16 protein-coding genes are annotated in these 21,276 nt (G+C 54.3%); 12 read left to right on the plus strand and 4 right to left on the minus strand.

Annotated elements, in window-relative coordinates:
• The first annotated feature begins 119 nt into the window (after nucleotides 1–119).
• The 8 genes from YERSI8AC_RS05150 (at nucleotide 120) to YERSI8AC_RS05185 (ending at nucleotide 10,343) form a co-directional block, all read left to right on the plus strand.
• Nucleotides 120–2,123, plus strand: coding sequence for a TonB-dependent receptor (locus tag YERSI8AC_RS05150; RefSeq protein WP_159176242.1), 2,004 nt, complete (start codon nucleotides 120–122; stop codon nucleotides 2,121–2,123).
• Entirely contained in the window at nucleotides 2,120–3,151 is a 1,032-nt protein-coding gene (locus YERSI8AC_RS05155; RefSeq protein WP_159176243.1) for a methyltransferase, read from the plus strand. The genes YERSI8AC_RS05150 and YERSI8AC_RS05155 overlap by 4 nt, the downstream gene beginning before the upstream one ends.
• The gene (locus YERSI8AC_RS05160; protein WP_159176244.1) at nucleotides 3,148–4,392 is read left to right on the plus strand and encodes an MFS transporter; all 1,245 of its coding nucleotides are present in this window, start codon (nucleotides 3,148–3,150) and stop codon (nucleotides 4,390–4,392) included. Before YERSI8AC_RS05155 ends, YERSI8AC_RS05160 begins: the two co-directional genes overlap by 4 nt.
• 74 nt (nucleotides 4,393–4,466) lie before the next feature.
• Nucleotides 4,467–5,021, plus strand: a complete 555-nt coding sequence (locus YERSI8AC_RS05165; protein ID WP_159176245.1) for a sigma-70 family RNA polymerase sigma factor — start codon at nucleotides 4,467–4,469, stop codon at nucleotides 5,019–5,021.
• Nucleotides 5,022–6,047 carry a FecR domain-containing protein gene (locus YERSI8AC_RS05170; RefSeq protein ID WP_159176246.1) on the plus strand — a complete coding sequence of 342 codons (1,026 nt, stop codon included), beginning with the start codon at nucleotides 5,022–5,024 and terminating at the stop codon, nucleotides 6,045–6,047.
• A 94-nt stretch (nucleotides 6,048–6,141) separates the two neighbouring features.
• Entirely contained in the window at nucleotides 6,142–8,619 is a 2,478-nt protein-coding gene (locus YERSI8AC_RS05175; RefSeq protein ID WP_201304188.1) for a TonB-dependent siderophore receptor, read from the plus strand.
• A gap of 47 nt (nucleotides 8,620–8,666) precedes the next feature.
• The gene (locus YERSI8AC_RS05180; RefSeq protein WP_159176247.1) at nucleotides 8,667–9,563 is read left to right on the plus strand and encodes an ABC transporter substrate-binding protein; all 897 of its coding nucleotides are present in this window, start codon (nucleotides 8,667–8,669) and stop codon (nucleotides 9,561–9,563) included.
• Nucleotides 9,564–9,737: 174 nt separating this feature from the next.
• Nucleotides 9,738–10,343: a LysE/ArgO family amino acid transporter gene (locus tag YERSI8AC_RS05185; protein ID WP_159176248.1), complete on the plus strand. Its 606-nt coding sequence runs from the start codon at nucleotides 9,738–9,740 to the stop codon at nucleotides 10,341–10,343.
• Nucleotides 10,344–10,397: 54 nt separating this feature from the next.
• Here YERSI8AC_RS05185 and uxaC read toward each other — a convergent pair whose 3' ends face one another.
• From uxaC to YERSI8AC_RS05205, 4 genes are all read right to left on the minus strand, one after another.
• The gene (uxaC, locus tag YERSI8AC_RS05190; RefSeq protein WP_159176249.1) at nucleotides 10,398–11,807 is read right to left on the minus strand and encodes a glucuronate isomerase; all 1,410 of its coding nucleotides are present in this window, start codon (nucleotides 11,805–11,807) and stop codon (nucleotides 10,398–10,400) included.
• Nucleotides 11,808–11,881: 74 nt separating this feature from the next.
• Entirely contained in the window at nucleotides 11,882–14,257 is a 2,376-nt protein-coding gene (locus YERSI8AC_RS05195; RefSeq protein WP_159176250.1) for a glycoside hydrolase family 31 protein, read from the minus strand.
• 61 nt (nucleotides 14,258–14,318) lie between these two features.
• Nucleotides 14,319–15,617: a TRAP transporter large permease gene (locus YERSI8AC_RS05200; RefSeq protein WP_009287127.1), complete on the minus strand. Its 1,299-nt coding sequence runs from the start codon at nucleotides 15,615–15,617 to the stop codon at nucleotides 14,319–14,321.
• Between the two features lies 1 nt (nucleotide 15,618).
• Nucleotides 15,619–16,143 carry a TRAP transporter small permease gene (locus YERSI8AC_RS05205; RefSeq protein WP_009287128.1) on the minus strand — a complete coding sequence of 175 codons (525 nt, stop codon included), beginning with the start codon at nucleotides 16,141–16,143 and terminating at the stop codon, nucleotides 15,619–15,621.
• A gap of 172 nt (nucleotides 16,144–16,315) precedes the next feature.
• Between YERSI8AC_RS05205 and YERSI8AC_RS05210 the strand changes: the two genes are divergently transcribed.
• From YERSI8AC_RS05210 to uxuA, 4 genes are read left to right on the plus strand one after another with little or no spacing between them, the layout of a single operon-like run.
• Nucleotides 16,316–17,362: a TRAP transporter substrate-binding protein gene (locus YERSI8AC_RS05210; protein ID WP_201304189.1), complete on the plus strand. Its 1,047-nt coding sequence runs from the start codon at nucleotides 16,316–16,318 to the stop codon at nucleotides 17,360–17,362.
• 23 nt (nucleotides 17,363–17,385) lie between these two features.
• Nucleotides 17,386–19,215: a glycoside hydrolase family 2 protein gene (locus tag YERSI8AC_RS05215; RefSeq protein WP_009287130.1), complete on the plus strand. Its 1,830-nt coding sequence runs from the start codon at nucleotides 17,386–17,388 to the stop codon at nucleotides 19,213–19,215.
• Nucleotides 19,216–19,233: 18 nt separating this feature from the next.
• On the plus strand, nucleotides 19,234–19,962 hold the full coding sequence (locus tag YERSI8AC_RS05220) for an FCD domain-containing protein (protein WP_027959959.1): 729 nt from the start codon (nucleotides 19,234–19,236) through the stop codon (nucleotides 19,960–19,962).
• 42 nt (nucleotides 19,963–20,004) lie between these two features.
• Nucleotides 20,005–21,177, plus strand: coding sequence for a mannonate dehydratase (gene uxuA, locus YERSI8AC_RS05225; protein ID WP_039859236.1), 1,173 nt, complete (start codon nucleotides 20,005–20,007; stop codon nucleotides 21,175–21,177).
• Nucleotides 21,178–21,276: the final 99 nt, after the last annotated feature.

Here is a 21,276-nt window from a genome sequence, read left to right on the forward strand (position 1 = left end):
AGAAGTGAATTGGTTTGCATATGAATGAGTATGATAATTGCTATCGTTTATAGCTAGCCTACTCCCTTGAATGTTCCCGCGCTAGTCGGGAGCCAGAAACAGCGCTAAGGGGGTGGGCGATGCAGAGCAAGGGGTTAAAAAGAAATGCAGCGGTGGTGCTTCTGCTGGGGGGATGCGGCGTGGGCAGCATCGCTCAAGGGGAAGCACTACCCGTGGTGAAGGTAATGGCTAACAAGGTCGCGCAGGCTGAGCAAGAGGTGCCGGCGAGCCTGGTGGTCATCTCTGGCGAGACGCTGGCGGATGCCGGTGCTGCCAATATTGGCGACTTGGCGCGCTACGCACCTGGGTTGAGTTTTCAGCCCTTTGGCCAGTCGGGTACCGCGCTGCCGGTAATGCGGGGGCTAACCTCAGGTGCTACCGCTTTCTCCTCATCAGTACTCATGCTGGTGGATGGGGTGCCAGTCGTGGCCGGCCAGGGGTTCGATCACAACCTGCAGGGCGTGGAACGGGTTGAGGTGCTGCGCGGGCCCCAGTCGACGCTCTATGGTCGCAACGCCGAGGCAGGCGTGGTCAGCCTGCATACTCGTCAGCCGGATGCAGGCCCTTATGCCGAACTGGCGACGACGTTGGGTAGCCGCGACCTGAACGCGCTACGCCTCGATGCCGCTCAGGCACTCGTGCCCGAGCAGCTCTATTTGGGGGTCAGTGGGGAGTGGCGCCAGCAGGATGGCTTCGTGGATAACCTGGCGCGTGCGGGTGAGGCAGATGACCGCAAGCGCAAGAGCGGGCGGCTACGTCTACTCTGGATGCCGACAGCGGAGACGGACGTTACCCTGCGCTATGGGCAGTTACACTACCGCGACGGTGCGGCTCCCTGGGGGCCTGTCGGGTCAAACGGTCACGATACGCGTCGCATTGACTCCCCTCATCCCGGTAGTAACCGCTCAAGCGGACGGGATATTTCCCTGGATGCGCGTCATGCCTTAGCGCCTGATTTGACGCTGCGATCCATCACAGCGCGGCGCGAGATTCGTGATCGCGTCACCCAGGATACCGATTTAACGCCAGCTCAGCGCTTTGCCGTCGGGCGCGACCAGCGTTTGACCACCTTCTCCCAGGAACTGCGTCTGGAGCGTCAGGGTGATGAGGGGCAGAGCAGTTGGGTGCTGGGCCTGTACGGTGACCGTGATGATCATCAACTGCAGTTCGAGCAACGCAACCCGATGGGCACCCAGCGCAGTGAGGCGACGCTGGAGGCTGAGAACCTCGCGCTGTTCGGGCAGTGGACGTTGCCGCTGGGCGAGCGTTGGCGCCTAACACCAGGCCTGCGCTTAGAGCAGAGCCGGGTGGCGTTGACGCCCCGGGGATCCGGGCAGCGCAGCGAGCGCTGGGGTGATGTTACCTCGCAGTTGGCCCTGCAGTACCGCTTGGGTGACGACGACTGGCTGTATGCCCGCTATGCCGAAGGGTTTCGCACCGGCGGTTTCAACGCCTTCTCTGCTCAGAGTGACTATCCCGGCTACGAACCTGAGCAAGTGACTTCCTACGAGCTGGGTATCAAGGGAACAGCGCTTTCGCAACGGCTGCGCTATGGGCTAGCCAGCTACTGGGTGACCATTGACGACATGCAAGTCCAGCAAGTTATTCAGCCCGGTAGTGTGCAGATCACCAATGCTGCCGCGGCGCGTTCCCAGGGCGTAGAGCTGGATATTGACTACCTGCTGGGCGGACATTGGACGCTCCAGGCGGGCCTGGCCCTCAATCGTACCCGGTTTCGCGAGTTCAACGACCTGAGCGGTGACCACGCCGGTAACCACAACCCCTTTGCGCCCGATATCAGCGGTCGGTTGGGGCTGCGCTACGACTCACCCCAGGGCTGGTATGCCCAGGCCAACCTGAGTGGCATGAGTAAGACCTACCTGGATGCGGCCAACCGCTTTAGCCGCCCCGGTCATGCCCTGCTCGATCTGGCTGGCGGCTATCAACAGGGGCCATGGCAACTGGGGGTCTATGTGAACAACGCCACTGACCGACAATACGATGCAGTGGGCCTGCTCAACGGCACGATACGGGAGTACAGCCCGCCCCGTGAGATTGGCTTGCGTGTGGGGGTATCGTTATGAGCCGGCCCGCGGATGCGCTTCCCCATGCGCTGCAGCCCTATTGGGATCTATCGCTGGCCGCTGTACAGGCCGAGGCCCTACAGCTTGCCTTAGCAGAGGATCTATTTGAGACGCTGGCGTCGCCCTGCACCCCCGAGGCCCTGGCACAAATGCACGCATGGCAGCCCGAAGCCACGCGCCACTGGTTGACGCTGTTATGGAGCATGCAACTGCTCGACCGAAGCTGTGATGCGAAGGGGGAGTGGCACTACACCAGCAGCGAGGTGGCGCGGCGCTATCTGGCGTCTTCCTCAGCGTTAGACTGTGGTGATGCCTGGTGCTTTCGACTTGTTTCACTGCGTGATTTCGGTGCCGGGCTAGCCGATGGCCTGCGCGGACAAAGCCGGCCAGCACCGCTGGCTAACGGTGAGCGCTGGGCCGTGGCAGCGCGCGGCCATCTGGCACGCGAGCAGGCGGCGGTAACGGCGCCTGCTGCCTGTGAATTGGTGGCACAACGGAGGGCGACTGAATCAGCCTGGCGGCTGCTGGATCTAGGCGGTGGCCCGGGGCTGGTCGCCGTCGCCCTGGCGAAGGCGTTTCCACATATGCACGGCGTGGTCTTTGAACTGCCCGAAGCCGCCGATGTCGCCGCGCAACACATCGCCGAGGCTGGTTTGGCATCGCGTCTCGAAGCGCGGGGCGGCGATCTGGCGAGGGATGATATCGGCACAGGGTACGATCTGATTTGGTGCTCCTCGGTACTGCATTTTGTGCCCGAGCTTTCGGCCTGCCTAGCCAAACTGCATGCCGCACTAAAGCCCGGCGGCGAGTTGATCTGTGTGCACGCTGAAATTCCCGAAGAACCCGAGGCGGCCCGCCGGATGCTGTCCTATTACCTGCCGCTGCTGTGGCAGGGGCGTCGGGTGACCCAGGCCGGTGAGCTGCGTCAGGCATTGCTGGCGCAGGGTTTTGAGGTGTGTGAGGCGCAGCCGATTGCACTTCCCATGGCGCCTGCCACGGCTCTGGTCGCGCGTAGGAGGGCGAAATGATGCGCTCTCTGACCGCCCGGCAACTGGCATTCGGCTGGCTCCACTTCGCCCTGGCATTGCCCAGTATCTATCTGCTGTTGGGAATGCCGCTGGTGCTGCGCGAGCAGGGCTGGAGCGGTACCCAGATTGGCCTACTGCAACTGGCGGGCCTGCCAGCGGTGCTTAAACTGGTGATGGCGGTTCCCGTTGAGCGCTGCCGCCTGGGTGGCGGTGGCTATCGCGCCTGGGCTGGTCTGCTCGGATTGCTGTTGGGCTTGGCGTTGCTAGGGTTAGCGTACGACTTCCCCCTGGCGCAGCCGCCGCGTTTCTATGGCTGGGTGCTGCTGATCAGTTGGTTGGCGACTTGGGCTGATGTGCCCGTGAACGCGCTGGCGATTCGCTGCCTGCCCGCCGAAGAGCGACTACGCGCCGGAGGAATTCGTTCGGCGGCGCTGTTTCTGGCCGCGGTGGTGGGCGGCGGCCTATTACTGGTCGTGCACGAGCGTTCAGGGGGAGCCGTGCCCTTCGTACTGATGGCGTTGCTATTAGCCGTGGGAGGACTCCTATTACGCTGGATATCGGTACCGCCAGAGGCTGGCAGGCAACGGTATGTCTCGGCAGCGGAGGCGGTTCAACCTGTGAGCCATAAGGGGGCAATGGGCTTTGTCCGTCAGCCAGCCGCAGGCCTTTGGATCGCCCTGCTGATGTTACTCTTTCCCTTCGTTGGCGCTGGCTGGGTCTATCTAAAACCGCTATTGCTCGACCTGGGGATGCCGATGGAACAAGTCGCCTGGTGGGTGGGGGTTGGTGGTGGCATAGCGGGCGCCCTGGCGAGTCTAGCGGGACAGCGCCTGGCACGGAGTGTTGGGCTTGGCCGAGCCTTACCGCTGTTAGCCGCTTTGGCAACGCTGGCCCTGGCGACTCTGGGGGGAGTGGGCTATATGGCTGCGGGGCATAGCCTTTGGCTGGTGGGCGCAGGACTGTTGGCCTGTGCCATGGGAGCGCTTTCGGGCGTCATGTTCGGCCTGATGATGCACTTTGCCCGGTCAGGGTATCAGGCGTTAGATTACGGCCTACAGGCCAGTCTGTTCACCCTGTCGCGTTTGGCTGTGCCTGTGCTCGCTGGTATTTTGCTAGACCGGCTGGGCTACCCGGCTATGTTTACGGCGCTGGCGCTAGGCATGGCGGCGGTGACGGTGATGGCGCTGCTGAGGGGTAGTATTTTGCAGGGTGCCATATCAAAAAGTGGAGAGGTTCGTTGAGCACTGTGCATTGACACTGTCTGTGAATTGAAAAAGAATAAGAATCATTTTCGTAGAAGTGAGGCACTTTTTATATGGCGGCGGCACCCCGATCAGCCGATCCTGTGGCTTACCATACCGGCTGTCGAGACTCCCTCGGCCAGCTGTATCACCACCATCAACCCTGGCTGCAGCAGTTGCTCAGCCAGCGGTTGGGGTGCAGTGAGTCGGCGGCGGATCTGGCGCAGGATGCGTTTGTGCGATTGATGAAAACGCCCCGCCACCTGGATAGTTTCGAAGGTGCCCGAGCCTATCTCAGCCGTATGGCCAAAGGGTTGTGCGTGGATCATTGGCGCCGCCAGGATATCGAGCGCGCCTGGCAGCAAGCCCTGGCGGCCAGCGCCGAGGTGCATTTGCCCTCTGCCGAACACCAGCAGATCGTTATCGAGACGCTGTGCGAGATCGACCGCATGCTGGCGCGGCTGCCCGAGAAAGTCGCTAGCGCCTTTTTGGCCTCCCAACTGCACGGCAAACCCTATCGGCAGATTGCTGAGGAGCTGGGTGTTTCCGAACGCATGGTCAAAAAATATATGGCCCAGGCCACGCTGCAGTGCGCGTTGATCGAAGCGGGCTTCGAGGCGGGCCTCTAAATGGTTTCTGCTGCTAGCGCCGATGAAGCCGCCAAGCGCCGCGCGTTGTCGGAGGCCGCTGAATGGTTTGCTGAGTGGCAAGCGGGGGAGTTGTCGGCAACAGAGCGTCAACGCTGGCAGGCATGGCGGGATGCTAACGACATCCATCGCTGGGCTTGGCATCAAGTGGAAGGCGTAAGCCGCCGCTTCACCGAGCATCTAGGCGAAGATGAACGCCAAACCGCTGACAGCGTGATTAGCCTGGCGCGCCAGCGGCGGCGGGGGCGGCGTCACCTGTTGGGTGGTCTGGCAAGCCTTGCGCTGGTCTCTGTACTCACCGCAGCGCTCTGGCAAAGCCCACCACTGCCACGACTAGTACAGCAGTGGGGCGCTGATTATCACACCGCCACCGGCGAAATCACTCACATCGTGCTGGAGGATGGCACTCAGGTTTGGCTGAGCAGCGCCTCGGCGCTGAATGTCGATTACGACCAAGAGCAGCGCCGTTTGGCGTTGGTGACCGGCGAGATACTGATAGAGACCGGCAAAGACACCGAAAGACCGTTTTACCTGGATACCCGCAGTGCGCGACTAACGCCCTTGGGCACGCGTTTTAGCGTGGGTGAGCAGCCATCAGGCGAACTGCTGGCGGTGTTTGACGGTGCCGTGGCCATCCAGACCCTGGGCGATGCTCAGCATGCGAGCCAGCGGCAGGTAGTCACTGCCGGGCAGCAGGCCCACTACGCCGCTGACCGCATCGGGGAACTCACCCCCGCCGAAGGCCGTCGGGAAGCCTGGGCCAACGGGATTCTACTGGCCGAGAGCATGTCGCTTAAAACCTTCGCCGCGGCGCTTAGCCGCCATCACCGTGGCCGCCTTGAGGTCGACCCGTCGGTGGCGGATCTCACGCTGCTCGGCGCTTTCCCGCTCGATGACCTAGAGCGCACCCTGAACATGGTAGAGACCACGCTGCCGGTGAAGGTGCGCCGGGTAATGCCCTGGTGGATCAAAATAGAGGCAGGCGAAGCAAGCTCCAGCGAGGAATAAAAAGAGCAAAAATTGGTTTTTCTGGTTCCCCTTTTTCGCGCTGGTTCGATTCCCCTTTATAAGCACTTAAAACGTATCTGCAAGGGGAACCGACATGCTCCAACAGCGCACTGCACCTCAACCGCTTACTGCCAAGCACCAACCGACGCTTAACCGCCGCGCCTTGGCGCTGGCGGTTCATTTTGCCGCCGCCGGACTATTAGCCGTGCCGCAGCTATCGCAGCATGCCATGGCCCAGTCCACCCAGCAGCAAGCACGCCACTATGATATTGCTGCTGGCCCAGTAGGCAGCGTGATCAATCGCTTTGCTGCGGAGGCCGGTGTCTTTATCAGCGGCGCTGGCGAGCTTGGGGAGGGGCGTCAAAGCCCTGGTTTGCAGGGAAATTATGGAGTAGAAGAGGGCTTAGAGCAGCTGTTGGTAGGCACAGGCATTGCGCCAGTGCGCAATGCCGATGGTAGCTACCGGCTGGAAGCGCGGGCTAGCAACGAAGCGTTGCCGCTGCTTCAAGTGAAAGCAGAATGGTTGAGCCCTTCCCCCGTGGGGCCGGATTATGGCTATCGGGCAGAGCGCAGCTTAACGGCTACCAAAACTGATATCGCCCTTGAGGATACGCCGCGCACGGTGTCGGTAATCACACGTGAGCGTATTGAAGATCAGAACCCGCGCACGCTAAGCAATATTCTTAGTTATGTGTCCGGTATTTCGTCGAGTGATTTTCCTGTGGGCGACGGCCTGGCAGGGGACATCTTCTTTATTCGTGGTATGAACCAGCGCGACTACGGCTACGGCACCTACCGCGATGGCCTGCGCGTTCAACCCAATGCTTATTCGACTTCCGCTGAGCCCTATGGTTTGGAGCGCGTCGAGGTATTCAAAGGTCCAACGTCGGCGCTTTACGGTGAAAACGTACCGGGTGGGCTGGTCAATCTAGTAAGCAAGCGGCCTACCGCTGACCATGAGGGAGAAGTAAACCTTAGTTATGGCAGCCATAACCGCCGCCAAATCTCGACCGACGTTTCTGGCCCGCTGAACGCTGATGGGTCGGTACAGGGGCGTGTTGTATTCCTGCACCGTGAGTCGGATACCCAGATCGATAGCGTAAATGATGATCGCACCTACATAGCCCCTTCGTTGACGTTTGAGTTGAGTGATCAAGACCGTCTGACGGTGTTGGGTATGTACCAGAAAGATGATAGCGAGTTGCAATTAGGCCTTCCTGCGGCGGGTACGCTACTCGGTCATCCTTCAGGTACGCTAAGCAGTAGTACCAATCTAGGTCACCCTGAATGGGACACCTTTGATCGTGAAGTCTGGTCGCTAGGTTACGAGTATGAGCATGCTTTCAATGATAGCTGGCGTTTCCAACAAAATGCGCGCTATTTGCGTTCCCAGGTGAACCGTCAGGAAGTATGGTGGAGCTACCCAGGCGATGGATATGATGACGTAGTGGGTGCTTACGGGCGTGATCGCGATAACGATAGCAAAACGCTGGCGATTGATAACCGAATAGTGGGTAAATTTGGTAACGATGTGGTTGAGCACACCTGGCTAGCCGGGTTTGGGTATGACCGAACCTCTTTTTCTCAGACTCAGGACGTGGGATTTAGCACGCCACAGCTGATCAATATCTTTAACCCGCAGTGGAGTTCGCCGCCACAAACGTTACAGCGTTCTGAAGATGGCGAGGATGTGCAGGAGTTAACTGGCATTTACTCCCAGTTGCATAGCCAAATGGGTGGCTTTATTGCCCAAGTGGGCGGGCGCTTTGACTCTGCTAAAACAGAATATAATAGCTATCTTGCTCCCGGCAGTGACTTCTCTGTGAACGATGAGGAGTTTAGCTGGCAAGCGGGTTTAATGTATCAATTTGATTCCGGCTTATCGCCCTATATGAATTATGCCACTACCTTTGTGCCTGCGCGCCAAGTCTCCGTTACCACTAACGAACCGCTAGAGCCAATTACTGGGCGCCAGTATGAGTTGGGCCTGCGCTACGACGTCCCTGACACGGATACCGCGATTACGCTTTCGACCTACGATATCGTGATGAAAAATGACATTAACTACGACAGCGCTATCGGTGGTTACCGCAATGTGGGGCGTACCGATTCCAATGGCGTCGAGTTAGAGTTGGTCAGCGATATTAACGAAGCGCTCAGTGTCGCCGTCGCTTACACCTACACCGATGCACGTATTGTTGAGGATGTGGCATTTCCCCGTTATGAAGATAATCAAGTAGCCGGTGTGCCCCGCCATAAAGCATCCCTGTGGGCGAACTACGAGTTCCTGGAAGGCGTTATGCAGGGCGCTGAAGTAGGATTAGGGGTGCGCTATTTGGGGAGTTCTAACGCCTACCCTGACGCTAGCCTCGCCTACGGCGATACGCTGACCACCCAAGCAGTGACACTGGCTGATCTTTCCCTAGGCTACGCCTTGGATGCTAACTGGCGGGTAGGTCTTAACGTGGAAAATCTATTCGATAAGCAGTATGTGGGGGAGTGCAACAACGCCGCACGCTGCTACTGGGGCACCGACCGTACTGTGCAGGGCACCTTGTCCTTCCGCTATTAACACGGGTTTGATTGAGCTACCCCAAGGTAACTAGACATGTCGCACCCATGAAAAAGGCTACGTGCGGGCTTTTGTCCGCCATGCTGCTGACGGTCTCCTCACAGCTGTTTGGGCAGGGAGAGGCGCCTTCTAACACGGCAGTAGTCACACTGGACTATGCGATTGCTGAAACATTGCAAGCCCTTGGAGCACCGCCTCAAGCCGTGGGCGGTCTCTCAGGTTATCGCGTATGGTGGCGCGATCCCCTAGCGCTGCCCACCGTTATGGAGTTGGGTAGCCGCCACTTACCTAATCTCGAGTTGATACAAGACATTGCGCCTTCGCATATTCTGATCTCACCACCGGCTCATGCCAACTTAACCCCCCAACTCAGCCGTTTGGCAACGTTAAAAGAGTGGGTGGTTTATGAGACATCGCCTGCGCTACAACAACGGCTTAATAACTTAACGACGCAGTTAGGCGAGCTAACGGGTGACCAAGCCCATGCTGACGACTACCTAAGAGACATTGAAGCGCAATTTGAGGCGTTGGCAGAACAGCGCAAACATAGTGAACGAAGCGCTCACTCGGTAGTGTTAGTGAGCCTAATGGATGAGCGCCACGCCAGGGTATATGGCCCAGGCAGCCTGGAAGGATTAGTGCTGGAGCAACTGGGTATCAACAATGCCTGGGAGGGTGAAGTCAATCGCTGGGGGTTTGCCACCGTCACCGCCGAGCAGCTATTTGGCCTTGAAGGCTGTGTGATCATGCTGGAAAACCCTTACTCCGTCGAAGGAACGCAACAAACCTTGCTGGAGCAGGGCATATGGCAGCACTGGCCCGCCTTAACTAGCCAGGACGCTACCACGTTAGCCGTAGATTATTGGCATTGGGGAGGTTGGCCATCGGCACTACGTTTTGCCGAATCTCTTGTTGAGATATTAGGCGCTAGCGATGCGCCTTAGCTCGTAGGCGCTAACCTCTTACTCACTATGCGTTATTTCTAAACAATATAGATGGTCTCTCTATAAGAAAAAATAATACCCTATTAATAGGATGATTTTGGCTTATTCATGCTCCCCATTATCTTAGTGCCAGATTAATCAACACGACGATATTCTGACACTGGGAGCTAAGCAATGTGGGAAAGTTATATCACCGGGCTGGTGGTGTGCGGCGGGATTATCATGGCGATTGGGGCGCAGAACGCCTACATTCTGGGGCTGGCGATTCGTCGCGAGTATCACTGGTGGTCGGCGGGGCTGTGCATAAGCGCGGATATTATTCTGCTCACGGCGGGTATGTTTGGTGTGAGCGCCTTCCTGCTGACGATGCCCAGCGCTATGGAAGTCATGCGCTGGGTGGGCGTGGTGTTTTTAAGCTGGCTGGCGGCGCAGGCGTTGTTCCGAGCCGTTAGCGGGCGGCAGGGGTTAAGCGCTGAAGCGGGCAAGGCGCGTAGTTTAACCAAAGTGATTTTGGCCACCCTTGCCGTCACCGTGCTTAATCCTCAGGTGTATCTGGATACGCTGCTGCTGATACCTGCCATTGGCGCTCAGCAGGAGAGCGCCGGTGTGTTTGTGGCGGGGGCCTCTACCGCGTCCATACTCTGGTTTAGCCTGCTGGCCTGGGGTGGCGCCGCGCTCTCGCCTTGGCTTTCAAAACCTATCGCGTGGCGCACTATCGATGGCCTGATTGGCTTGATGATGGCGGGCATCGCCTTTCATCTCGCCTTTAATGCTGGCTGAAATAGCTCTCTATTATCGCGACGGTCGTATCGATACACGCATCTTCTTAGACCTTTACCCCGTGAACCAGCGGCGGGCGTTGTGGTAACCGATATCCGCAATGATCTCATCAAGCAGTTTGTGATCATTTGGCGCTAACCCTTCGGAAACCCAACGCCCGACGATACGGCATAGCAGCCTTCTGAAATACTCATGTCGGGGAAAGGATAAAAAGGATCGGCTGTCCGTTAGCATGCCGGTGAAGGTAGACAACAGGCCCATTTGCGCCAGATGGTTCATCTGGTTTTCCATGCCGTCCAGTTGGTCATTGAACCACCATGCAGTCCCCGCCTGTACCTTGCCTGCTATACCACCACTTTGGAAGTTACCCGCCGTGGTGACGATGATGGGGTTTTTACTGGGATCCAGCGCATAAAGAATGGTGCGCGGCAGCTCATTGGTGCTATCCATGCGATTCAGCAATTTGTTTAACGGCTCGGCAATGGGCTTATCTTGAATGGAATCAGCACCTGAGTCGCTGCCCGCCGCCGTTAATATTTGCGTACTGTTATTACGCAGTGGCCCTATGTGAAGTTGCATCACCAAATCAGCCCGCGCGTACCCACGGCCAAGTGCTACCAATACGGCCATACGGAAGCTCTCTGCTTCCTTTGGCGCTAAGGCTTTGCCTTGGCGGCCTTTTTCCAGAATGGCATCAAGCTGGCTAGCACTTAGCTCATCGGCCTGTTCTAGCTGCCCAATACCGTGGTCGGCGGCACGGCAGCCGTTGGCAATGAAGTACTCCAGGCGATCCGTGAGTGCGCTTACCAGATGCTCGAAGGTGCTGATGGGTTGTCCGGTCAGGGTCTCCAGTTTTTCAAGGTAGTTATTGAAACCTGCGCCTTCGATTGCCAGCGCGCGATCCGGGCGAAAGGTAGGCACCATGGAAAGCCCACCTTTGTGTGGCGAGGCAGCAAATGCTTGGTGGTGCTCAAGGCTGTCGAGCGGGTCATCGGTGGTGCCAATGAGTTCGACCTTCATCTTTTTTAGCAAGCCCTGGGCGCGGAACTCAGGCTGGCTCAGCATTGCTTGCGTGCTTTGCCAAATGTCCTCTGCGCTGTCGCCGTTGATCAACTTGCCTTCATCACCAAAGTAGCGCCACAGTTCTAGGTGACTCCAGTGGTGCATGGGGTTGCCAATTGCCTTAGGCAGAATCTGGGCAAACGCCAGAAACTTCTCTTTGTCTGTTGCGCTACCGGTAATGTGAGATTCAGGGACGCCCGCCCAGCGCATGACACGCCACTTGTAATGGTCATGGCTCAGCCATAGATCGCCCAGGTTGTCCCAGCTGCGATTGTGAGCCACTTCTTCGGGCGGAAGATGGTTGTGGTAGTCAATAATCGGCAAGTCCGCAGCTACATCATGGTAGAGGCGGCGTGCTGTTTCTGTATCCAGCAAGAAATCAGTGTGTAGGTAATTATTCATAGAAAAGCCTTCTGGTTTACCATTTCAGCGATAGCGGCTCGTGCAAAAGCGCCAAAGTAATGTGTTATCGCTGCTCACGACGCTTCTCCCACGGTGATTAGCCCGCCATGCTCTATGACGCGACCACCGTAGTTCAAGGGGCGATTTTCACCTGTTGGTAGCACTATATTGAGTTGTGAAAAAGGAAAAGGCATATCCCCAGCATGGCTGATTTGCAGTTCCAAACTATGCTCATCGCCGGTAAGCAACAGAGTGGTGATGCAGTGCGGGCCATCTTTAGACTCGCCGTCATCATCGTAAATCAGTGAGGTGCAGGAAAACGATCCAGGCTGTGGAAACAGTGCCAACATTCGGCCAACTTGCGCCTCCGGCGTTGCTTTTATGGCTTCATTAGCAAGCGGCAATATTGATCCAGCCTTAACAAACAGCGGCATATCCGCCAATGAAACCGGCTTCTCGAACCACGTTCCAGGGGCATGCAGTTGGCCTGTCCAGTAGTCCCACCATCCTGCATGGTTGTCGGGCAGATAGATGCGCCGCTTATCTGCGCCTTGCTCAACTACAGACGCTACGAGTAGGTCTCGACCTACAAGGAAATCGTCGGTGTCTGCATAGGTCTGTGCGTCATTCTCGTGATCGAGAAAAGTGGGCCGTAGCATGGGTTCATGGTTGTTGACCGCCTGCCAAAGGCAGGTATAAAAATATGGCAACAAGCGGTAACGGAATTGGATAGCGGCACGGATGCCTTCGGTAACGCTGGGGTGCGTCCAAGGCTCGGTCACAGAGCCATCGTTGTTCCAACTGTGAATGGAGAACCGGGGGTGAAAAATGCCGTTCTGAACCCAACGGAGTAAAAGCTCTGGCCCAGGTTGGGGGCCCGCAAACCCGCCTACGTCGTGCCCAATGTTGTAGATTCCCGAAAGCGACAGGCCCAGCCCCATGCGGATATTCCAACGCAGGCTCTCCCAACTGGTTTTGTTGTCTCCCGTCCAGGTTTGGGCAAACTGTTGTAGGCCAGCACAGCCTGATCGGGTCACCACATAGGGCCGATGTTGAGGCGCGTGTTGAGACTGTGCTTCCCAAGAGGCATGAACCATCAACAGCGAATGCAAGGGCCGTATCAGCCCCACTTCGATCTCTTCACCAAAACCAACGCAGCGAGCGCCATGATCCCACACTTCAAATTCGTTGTTATCATTCCAGGTGGAAGTGATGCCGAGGTTCAGCAGTTGTTGAGTGACGTTCTCTTTCCACCAACTGAGCGTATCGGGGTTGGTGAAGTCGAGATGAGAGCCTTCATCGTCCCAGAAGCTTGAAAGCTCCGGCGTGTCAGATTCACTGTCTTGGATAAATAATTTATTGTTTGCCACTTCTGCGTAGCGCGGGTGGTTCCTTAACAAGCAGGGCTTGATGTTGGCGATCAATCGCACCCCGGAATCATTAAAGGCTTTCGTCAATGTGGTTGGATTGGGCACCTTGTCGTTATTCCAATGAAATACATAACGCTTATCTTCAATGGAGGTGTAACCCGAAGAAAGATGAAAGCTGTCGCAGGGGATGGCCTCGTTCTCCAGCTTTCGCAAAAAGCCGATGAGCTGATCCTGAGCGTCGGGTGCATCGGTATAGGCCATGGTCGACCCGGAATAGCCCAGCGACCAGCGCGGTGGAAATGCCATCCCCCCGGTTAAGGCCAACTGGTTCTTCACCAGGTCTAGAAGCTGTAGAGACCAGCGGAAATAGTAATCCAGGTCGCCATCATCGGCCGTAAAGGAGCGATAAGGGGCGTGGTAGTTATCAAGCTCCTGCCCTATGTTCAATACACAGGTGTTCAAAGTGTCGTAGAAGATACTAAAACTACCGGTGGACGCGGTTTGGGTAAGGGTGAACGGCAGGTGTTTATACAGCGGGTCGGTGCGCTCTGCGTCATACCCCATAGCGTCTAAACTGCGCATTTCGAAACGCCGCCCTGTCCGCTCCAACAGCCCGGCTTTTTCGCCCAAGCCATAAACCCGCTCATTGGGGTGTCGGCGTAAATAGTGGGCGTGGGCATGGTTCTTAACGCCCAGCATATAAGCGCCGGTGGGTCTGTCTTCAGTTAAATACTTCCAGCCCTCATCCACGAAGGCCTCCCACCTAAAATGCAGTGGCTGAGAGACGATGAGCCGTAAGGCATCTGTCTCGATCTGCAACTGCCCATCCGACCACCCAAGCTTGTACTGGGGACAACTGAACCCCGTCACCGAATCACGTGAGCGGCCCTTTGGTAAGGTGTTGCCATCCGGGTTTACCGTCCATGAGCGGTTAAGGCGCCATGCACCATCTTTTAGCAGTCGCACTCGGAACAATTTGTTGTCGAGAATGTTGATGCAGATTAAATGTCTATCGTGCACTCTCAGTTGCACTGTCGTGTCGTCGTGGTGCTCCAGGCGCCAGTTTTTTAAGGTTTTCATTGTTTATCCTTTGATTCCTGAATTCAGGATTTAACGGTGGTCATCACCTGGAACCAACTCGTTAATAACCTAAAATAAGCTGGGGCAAAAATAAGCTGATTTGTGGAACGAAGGTCACCAGTAGAACAATGGCTATCAAGACTAAATAAAATGGCAGGATGGGTTTCATCACTTGACCAATACTCACGCCACTGATGGAGCAGCCGACAAACAGTGCTGAGCCCACTGGCGGGGTACAGATACCGACGCAGAGATTGATCGTCATGATGATGCCGAAGTGAACCGGGTCTATACCGATATCCTGCATCACTGGCATAAGGATAGGGGTGAAGATAAGCAGTGCTGGTGTCATATCCATAAAAGTACCAATCACCAGCAGTACGGCGGTAATGCACAGTAGAATGATGATCGGATTATCAGATATACCGATCATAAAAGAAGAGATCGTTAAAGGTATGTCGCCGAACGCCATGGCGCGGGACATGGCAATGGAGCAGCCGATTAAAAATAATACGATAGACGTTGTGACGACCGAGTCGATAAAGATCTTGGGAAGATCCGTTACCCCTATTTCTCTGTACCAACATAAAGACAGGAACAGTGAATAAGCAACTGCGATCGCTGAGGCTTCGGTCGCCGTAAATACGCCACTAATAATACCGCCAATCACCACTACAATAAGGCCTAAAGGTAATATCGCCCGGCGTACTGCTGATTTAACTTCAGCAAGGGAGGGTTTCTCCGCGACGGGGTAGCCCTTTCTTTTAGATATGATCCCTGCCACCACCATCAGGGATAAGCCCATGATGATACCGGGGATATAACCCGCCAAAAAAAGCGCGGCTATCGACGTGCCGCCAGTAATCAGCGAGTAAACAATGAGTGTTGTGCTGGGAGGAATCAACAGGCCCGTAGGACAAGAGGTGACGTTAACGGCTGTCGAAAAAGCAGGATCATAACCCTCCCGCTTCTGGATAGGAGCCATTACGCCCCCAACGGCCGCCGCTGACGCAACGGCTGAGCCGGATAAAGCGCCGAACAGCATATTGGAAATGATATTGACGTGGGCAAGCGAGCCAGGAAGCCTTCCGGCAAGCACTTTCGCTAAATCGATAAGGCGAAGTGCGATGCCGCCTCGATTCATAATGTTGCCAGCCAAAATGAAGAAGGGGATGGCTATTAACGTAAAGCTATCAAGCCCCGACGCTATTTGCTGGGCAACAATGCTGAGGGATTGGTCGACGCTCATGAATAGCAGGAAGGTGAGTGTCGCAGATACGCCAATCGCGAACGCAATGGGTATGCCTAAGACCATTAAAAGCGCGAACGACCCAAAAAGCACCAGGACGGTTATATTCATATTAATCTCTCTCTTGTGGAGCAGGTGCTTGTTGCGGATCGATAGTGAAGCCGCCCTCCGACTTAGGGTTAAGCCAAACCCGCCCTAAAAAGATAAAACAGTAAAAAATGATGATTAGCCCGGAAGCTGGAATGGGACCATATACATAGCCCATGGGGAGTCTCAACGTGGGGGTGATTTGGCCCGATGCCAGCGTTCGGGAGACCATTTGCCAACCACCCCAAACCATTACAAAGAAGGCAAAGCCAGCCACGATTAACAGTATGAGTGTATTAAGTAACTGACGTGAGCGGCCGTTTAAGGCAAGAGGCAATATATCAATGGCGAGATGTCGAGCTTGGCCAAAGGTGTAAGCACCTCCAAGTAGCGCTAACCACATGAACAACAAGCGAGCGATTTCACTTGTCGCTGTGCTTGGGGTGCCTAGTACGTACCGGGATAATACTTGCCACGTCACACTGACGACGATGATCAACAGTATTAAAAACACAGACGTGCCAAGCACATAGTCCATTGTGCGTTTCATACGTAAGACCTCTGGTTTTATTTTTGTGTATTGGTGACTAGCTTCTTACTCCCTAGTCATTGTGCAGAGAGTCGCTTCTACTCTAAAAGATGTCAACCAATTTGTTTTATTGGTTGACATGATATAGTCGGTAAGCCATCTTGCATCTGTAACTTAGAAAGTGAGTGCCTCAATGACAGTCGGCTTTCACGACAACAATCACAACAACAAGCATAACAAGCAGGAGAAACAGCTGATGACAACAAAAGCCTTGCGACACACGGCTCTAATCAGTGCGGCGCTGTTCATGTCAGCGGCCTCAGCTCAAGCCCAGACACTGCGGCTGAACCACAATAATCCTGAAGACCATCCTACTCATGTCAGCATGCAGTACATGAGTGAACGTCTTTCAGAGCTCACCGATGGTGAACTGGATATCCGCATTTATGCCAACGCACAGCTTGGCTCGCAGCGTGAATCCATGGAGTTGGTACAAAACTGTACATTGGATATGGCGCGCAGCAATACGGCCGAACTGGAAGCATTCGAGCCAATGTACAGCGCCATGAATTTACCTTTCATTTTTGAAAGCGAAGAGCATTTTGAACGGGTCATTAACGGAGATATTGGCCAAGATATTCTTAACGCGTCACGTGATAAAGGATTCATAGGGGTTGCCTTTTTAACCGAGGGGGCTCGCTCCTTTTATGGTGACCGGGCCATTCAATCGCCAGCAGACCTAGAGGGTCTGAATATAAGAGTACAACCAAGCCCATCAGCGGTAAGAATGGTTGAGCTGTTGGGAGGTAATCCGACACCTATTGATTGGGGCGAGCTTTACAGTGCGCTGCAGCAAGGGGTGGTCGAGATGGCAGAAAATAACCCAACGGCCCTGACGAACGCGCGTCATGGCGAGGTAGCAAGCCATTTTTCGCTTGATGAACATACCATCATCCCATCCGCGGTCGTCATCTCCAGCTGCGCCTGGGATCGTATGTCGGAGGATCAGCAAGCGGCGATGAGACAGGCGGCATCAGAGGCTCAGGCATTCCATTCCGATTCCTGGAATAAAGCGGCAATGGCAGCATTGGAAACCGCAGAGACTGAGATGGGGGTTGAGATTAATGAAGTAGATAAAGCGCCCTTTATTGAAGCGGTCATGCCTATGCACGATGAAGTGGCCAACCAATCTGCTGAATTGGCCGATCTAATCAGCCGAATCAAGTCAGAGGCTAACTAAAACCGCTGCAGGGGAGGTGGGAGATGCTAGAGCGATCATCCTTGGCTGAGAATGCCCTAACGTCGTTACATGACGAAGAGTATGACGTGCCGTTGAATCTGCAAAATCTGAATCACTCCACCATGGTGTTCACGAAAGGTCGCACGTCAACGTCGCTTAACGGCAGTTGGAATTTTTGCGTGGATTTGCTTGATACAGGTCTGCGTCAAAAATGGTATGAAATGCAGCCGGCCAACCCTGTTGATCGCATTGAACCCTGGGACTACGACCCATTTATGGGTGAGTCCATCCCGGTGCCCTCAAACTGGGCCATGTTAAAGGAAAAATGGTACTTCTTTGAGGGCAGTGCTTGGTACACCAAAAAGCTGCCCCCAGAGCTTTTTAAAAAGCGAGAGAGTGACGCGGAATCAGACCAACGCTACATCCTTAGGGTCGGTGCGGCTCAGTACGACTGTAAAGTATTTCTTAACGGAAAATTCCTAGGCAATCACTATGGCGGCTCGACGCCCTTCTACGTTGAGTTGACGGATGACCTTGCCGAAGAAACCAATTGGCTGATGCTGTGTGTCAATAATACCCGTACGCTGGATCGCGTCCCGATGCGCAATACAGACTGGTTTAATTACGGTGGCGTTTACCGCGAGGTCGAGCTCTTTAGCTTACCCAGAGAATTCATTCGCGATATGTTCATTCGCCTTTCTCAGGATGGAAGGGCGATAGAGGTTGATGTAGTTGTTGATAGAGCTGTTGATAGCGCTGTTGATGGCCCCAGCATTCACCATGCTCACCTTGAGATACCTGAATTAGGAATTGCTCAAAAGATTAACATTGAACATGGCAAAGGTACTTGCCGAATAGCAGCAGAGCCAGAGCGATGGTCGCCTGAAAACCCACGCCTATATAAAGTGGTGCTGACGGCTGGTGAAGACCGTATCACTGACAATGTCGGATTCCGCTCCATCGTTCGCCAAGGGGTAGATATTCTCCTAAACGGCGAGCCTATCTGGCTACGCGGCATTTCTGTCCATGAAGACGACGACATCCTAGGGAAAGTGACGTCCGACGAAGACATTCGCAGACGGCTCGCTCATGCGAAAGAGCTTGGGTGCAATTTTCTTCGCCTCGCGCACTACCCCCATCATGAACGCGCAGCTGAACTAGCCGATGAGATGGGCTTTTTACTGTGGCAAGAAATTCCCGTTTACTGGGCCATTGACTTTGATAATCACAACACGCTTAAAGACGCTAAAAACCAACTCATTGAGTTAATAAAGCGTGATCGCAATAGAGCTAGCGTCATTATTTGGTCGATTGGCAACGAGAATCCAGATACGGATAGTCGTCTCTCTTTTATGCGTGACCTGGCTGAAACTGCACGCCTATATGACCCCACGCGCTTAGTCGCCGCAGCGTGCCTAATTAATCATGCAAAATTGAAAATTGAGGATCGGTTAGTCGACCATTTAGACGTTATAGGCATTAATGAGTACTACGGTTGGTACGATGAAAACTTCGACGACCTGTACGCCATCGGAAAAAATTCCGATCCTGATCGCCCCGTCGTCATTTCTGAAACAGGGGCGGATGGCGATAACTCGTCTCAAGGCCCATCTGAAGGCCTGTTCAGCGAAAAGTATATGGCGGATGTTTATCGGCGGCAGATCGATACGCTGCAAAAATTAGCGTATATCAAAGGCATTTCTCCTTGGATTTTATACGATTTTAGAGTTGAGCGAAGACAAAATATCTTCCAGAGAGGATTTAATCGAAAAGGGTTAATTGCTGCTGATAAATCTACAAAAAAAGAAGCATTTAATGTTCTAGCTTCTTTTTACCACTCTATAAAAGATTAAAAATGGAAATGAAATCTAATGCATAAAGGTTTACGGCGTTACCAAGAGCTGGCTCGCGACTTAAAGATTTTGATTCAGCAGAAAGGGTATAAAGTCGGCGATCGTATTATGACTGAGCGTCAGATTTCAGAGGCTTTGAACGTGGGCAGGTCTGCCGCACGCGAAGCCATACTCATGCTTGAAATTGAAGAGCTGGTTGAAGTGAGAAAAGGGTCTGGCATCTATTTGCTTTCCGACAGTCGCTCGGTAGCACAGCCTGTTGTGGATGATATAGGACCGTTTGAACTGTTACAGGCAAGGCAGCTTTTGGAAAGCAGCATCGCCGGCTTTGCCGCGGTGTCAGTCACCAAAAACGATATTGTACGCATGCGGGAAGCGCTTGATATGGAGCGCAAGGGCATTGAAGAAAAGAATAACGACTACTCCAGTGATGAACTATTCCATCGCCTGATAGCAGAGGCCACGCAAAACAGTGTACTGGTCGATATGGTTTCTGAACTGTGGGCCAAAAGAGACCAGAGCTTGATGTGGGCCAGACTGCATGAGCGGATATTTGATACCAACTACCGAGAAAAATGGCTAAAGGATCATCAGGATATTCTCTCTGCACTGCAGCTAAAAGATGCCGAAGGGGCGCGTAAGGCGATGTGGGTTCATTTAGATAACGTCCGAGACACCCTAATGGAGCTTTCCGACGTGGAAGACCCGAATTTTGACGGTTATCTGTTTAACAAGAGCACGATTTAATAAGAGCATTATTTAACACTAATAATACGGGGGAGAAGGTTGATGAAACATACATGGCGCTGGTTTGGGCCGGACGATCCAATCAGCTTGTCGGATGTACGACAAGCTGGCTCGACTGGTGTTGTGACGGCTCTGCATCACTTACCGAACGGTTGTGTGTGGCCCTTGAGTGAAATCATGGAGCGTAAAGCTATTATCGAAGCTGCTGGGCTTGAGTGGACAGTGGCAGAAAGCATTCCAATTCATGAGGATATAAAGACTCACGCCCATGGTTGGGAAACACTGGCCGATGCCTGGGCAGAAAGTACCATTAACCTTGCCGAGGCTGGCATAAAAACCATCTGTTACAACTTTATGCCGGTTCTTGATTGGACCCGGACGTCCTTGCGCCATGAGTTACCTGATGGGGCCTTATGCTTAAGGTATGACGCGCTTAGCGTCGTCGTTTTTGATTTGCTTATATTGCAGCGCCCCGGCGCAGCGTCAGATTATGACGAGAAAACGCAGGAATCAGCCCGGGCTCGCCTATCTGAAATGAACGCAGATCAGGTTGAGGAATTAACGAATACTATTATTGCTGGCCTACCAGGCGCTGAAGAAAGCTACAGTCTCGATAGCTTCAGCGAGCGGCTCGCTGCCTACAAAGACATTACCGCCGAGGTTTTGAGAGAAAACCTCGCTTCGTTTCTCTCAAGAGTCATTCCAAAGATAGCGCATACAGGCGTTCGATTAGCGATTCATCCAGACGATCCACCGTATTCTCTGTTCGGGCTGCCGAGAGTGGTCTCAACCGCCCAGGACTTAAGAGATATTGCGAATATGGTCGATTCGCCGGTAAATGGTTTCACGCTCTGCTCTGGATCACTGGGCGTACGAGCTGATAACGATGTGCCTGCAATATTGCAAGAACAGGCGGATAGAGTGCACTTTTTGCACTTACGAAATACTACCTTGGAAGCAGATGGGGCCAGTTTCCACGAAGATGCCCATTTAGAGGGTGATACCGATATGGTTCGCCTAATCGATATCATTCTGGACATTGAAGCAAAAAGGGGCGAACAACTTCCCTTCCGTCCAGACCATGGTCATGCGATGTTGAGTGATTTGCGCAGCGACTTTAAACCTGGCTACCCGGCAATCGGGCGTTTGCGCGGCATGGCGGAAATTCGTGGTGTTGAGCGTGCGCTTCAGTTCAAACGTTCCAACAAACCATAGCCTTGGAATCAAAATAGATAGGCTGTGTGTAAGAGGGTGAGTATAAGAAAAACTAATACCCCATTAGCAGGATGATTTTTAGCAATCAGCATTCCCGGT

The organism is Halomonas sp. 113, assembly GCF_904067645.1.
Classification (GTDB): domain Bacteria; phylum Pseudomonadota; class Gammaproteobacteria; order Pseudomonadales; family Halomonadaceae; genus Vreelandella; species Vreelandella titanicae.

Coding starts and splice junctions, on each gene's coding strand:
- YERSI8AC_RS05155 (WP_159176243.1), top strand. CDS start 2,120: ATGAGCCGGCCCGCGGATGCGCTTCCCCATGCGCTGCAGCCCTATTGG.
- YERSI8AC_RS05195 (WP_159176250.1), bottom strand. CDS start 14,257: ATGAAAACCTTAAAAAACTGGCGCCTGGAGCACCACGACGACACGACA.
- YERSI8AC_RS05200 (WP_009287127.1), bottom strand. CDS start 15,617: ATGAATATAACCGTCCTGGTGCTTTTTGGGTCGTTCGCGCTTTTAATG.
- YERSI8AC_RS05205 (WP_009287128.1), bottom strand. CDS start 16,143: ATGAAACGCACAATGGACTATGTGCTTGGCACGTCTGTGTTTTTAATA.
- uxuA (WP_039859236.1), top strand. CDS start 20,005: ATGAAACATACATGGCGCTGGTTTGGGCCGGACGATCCAATCAGCTTG.
- YERSI8AC_RS05180 (WP_159176247.1), top strand. CDS start 8,667: ATGAAAAAGGCTACGTGCGGGCTTTTGTCCGCCATGCTGCTGACGGTC.
- YERSI8AC_RS05150 (WP_159176242.1), top strand. CDS start 120: ATGCAGAGCAAGGGGTTAAAAAGAAATGCAGCGGTGGTGCTTCTGCTG.
- YERSI8AC_RS05170 (WP_159176246.1), top strand. CDS start 5,022: ATGGTTTCTGCTGCTAGCGCCGATGAAGCCGCCAAGCGCCGCGCGTTG.
- YERSI8AC_RS05220 (WP_027959959.1), top strand. CDS start 19,234: ATGCATAAAGGTTTACGGCGTTACCAAGAGCTGGCTCGCGACTTAAAG.
- YERSI8AC_RS05175 (WP_201304188.1), top strand. CDS start 6,142: ATGCTCCAACAGCGCACTGCACCTCAACCGCTTACTGCCAAGCACCAA.
- YERSI8AC_RS05210 (WP_201304189.1), top strand. CDS start 16,316: ATGACAGTCGGCTTTCACGACAACAATCACAACAACAAGCATAACAAG.
- YERSI8AC_RS05215 (WP_009287130.1), top strand. CDS start 17,386: ATGCTAGAGCGATCATCCTTGGCTGAGAATGCCCTAACGTCGTTACAT.
- YERSI8AC_RS05165 (WP_159176245.1), top strand. CDS start 4,467: ATGGCGGCGGCACCCCGATCAGCCGATCCTGTGGCTTACCATACCGGC.
- YERSI8AC_RS05160 (WP_159176244.1), top strand. CDS start 3,148: ATGATGCGCTCTCTGACCGCCCGGCAACTGGCATTCGGCTGGCTCCAC.
- uxaC (WP_159176249.1), bottom strand. CDS start 11,807: ATGAATAATTACCTACACACTGATTTCTTGCTGGATACAGAAACAGCA.
- YERSI8AC_RS05185 (WP_159176248.1), top strand. CDS start 9,738: ATGTGGGAAAGTTATATCACCGGGCTGGTGGTGTGCGGCGGGATTATC.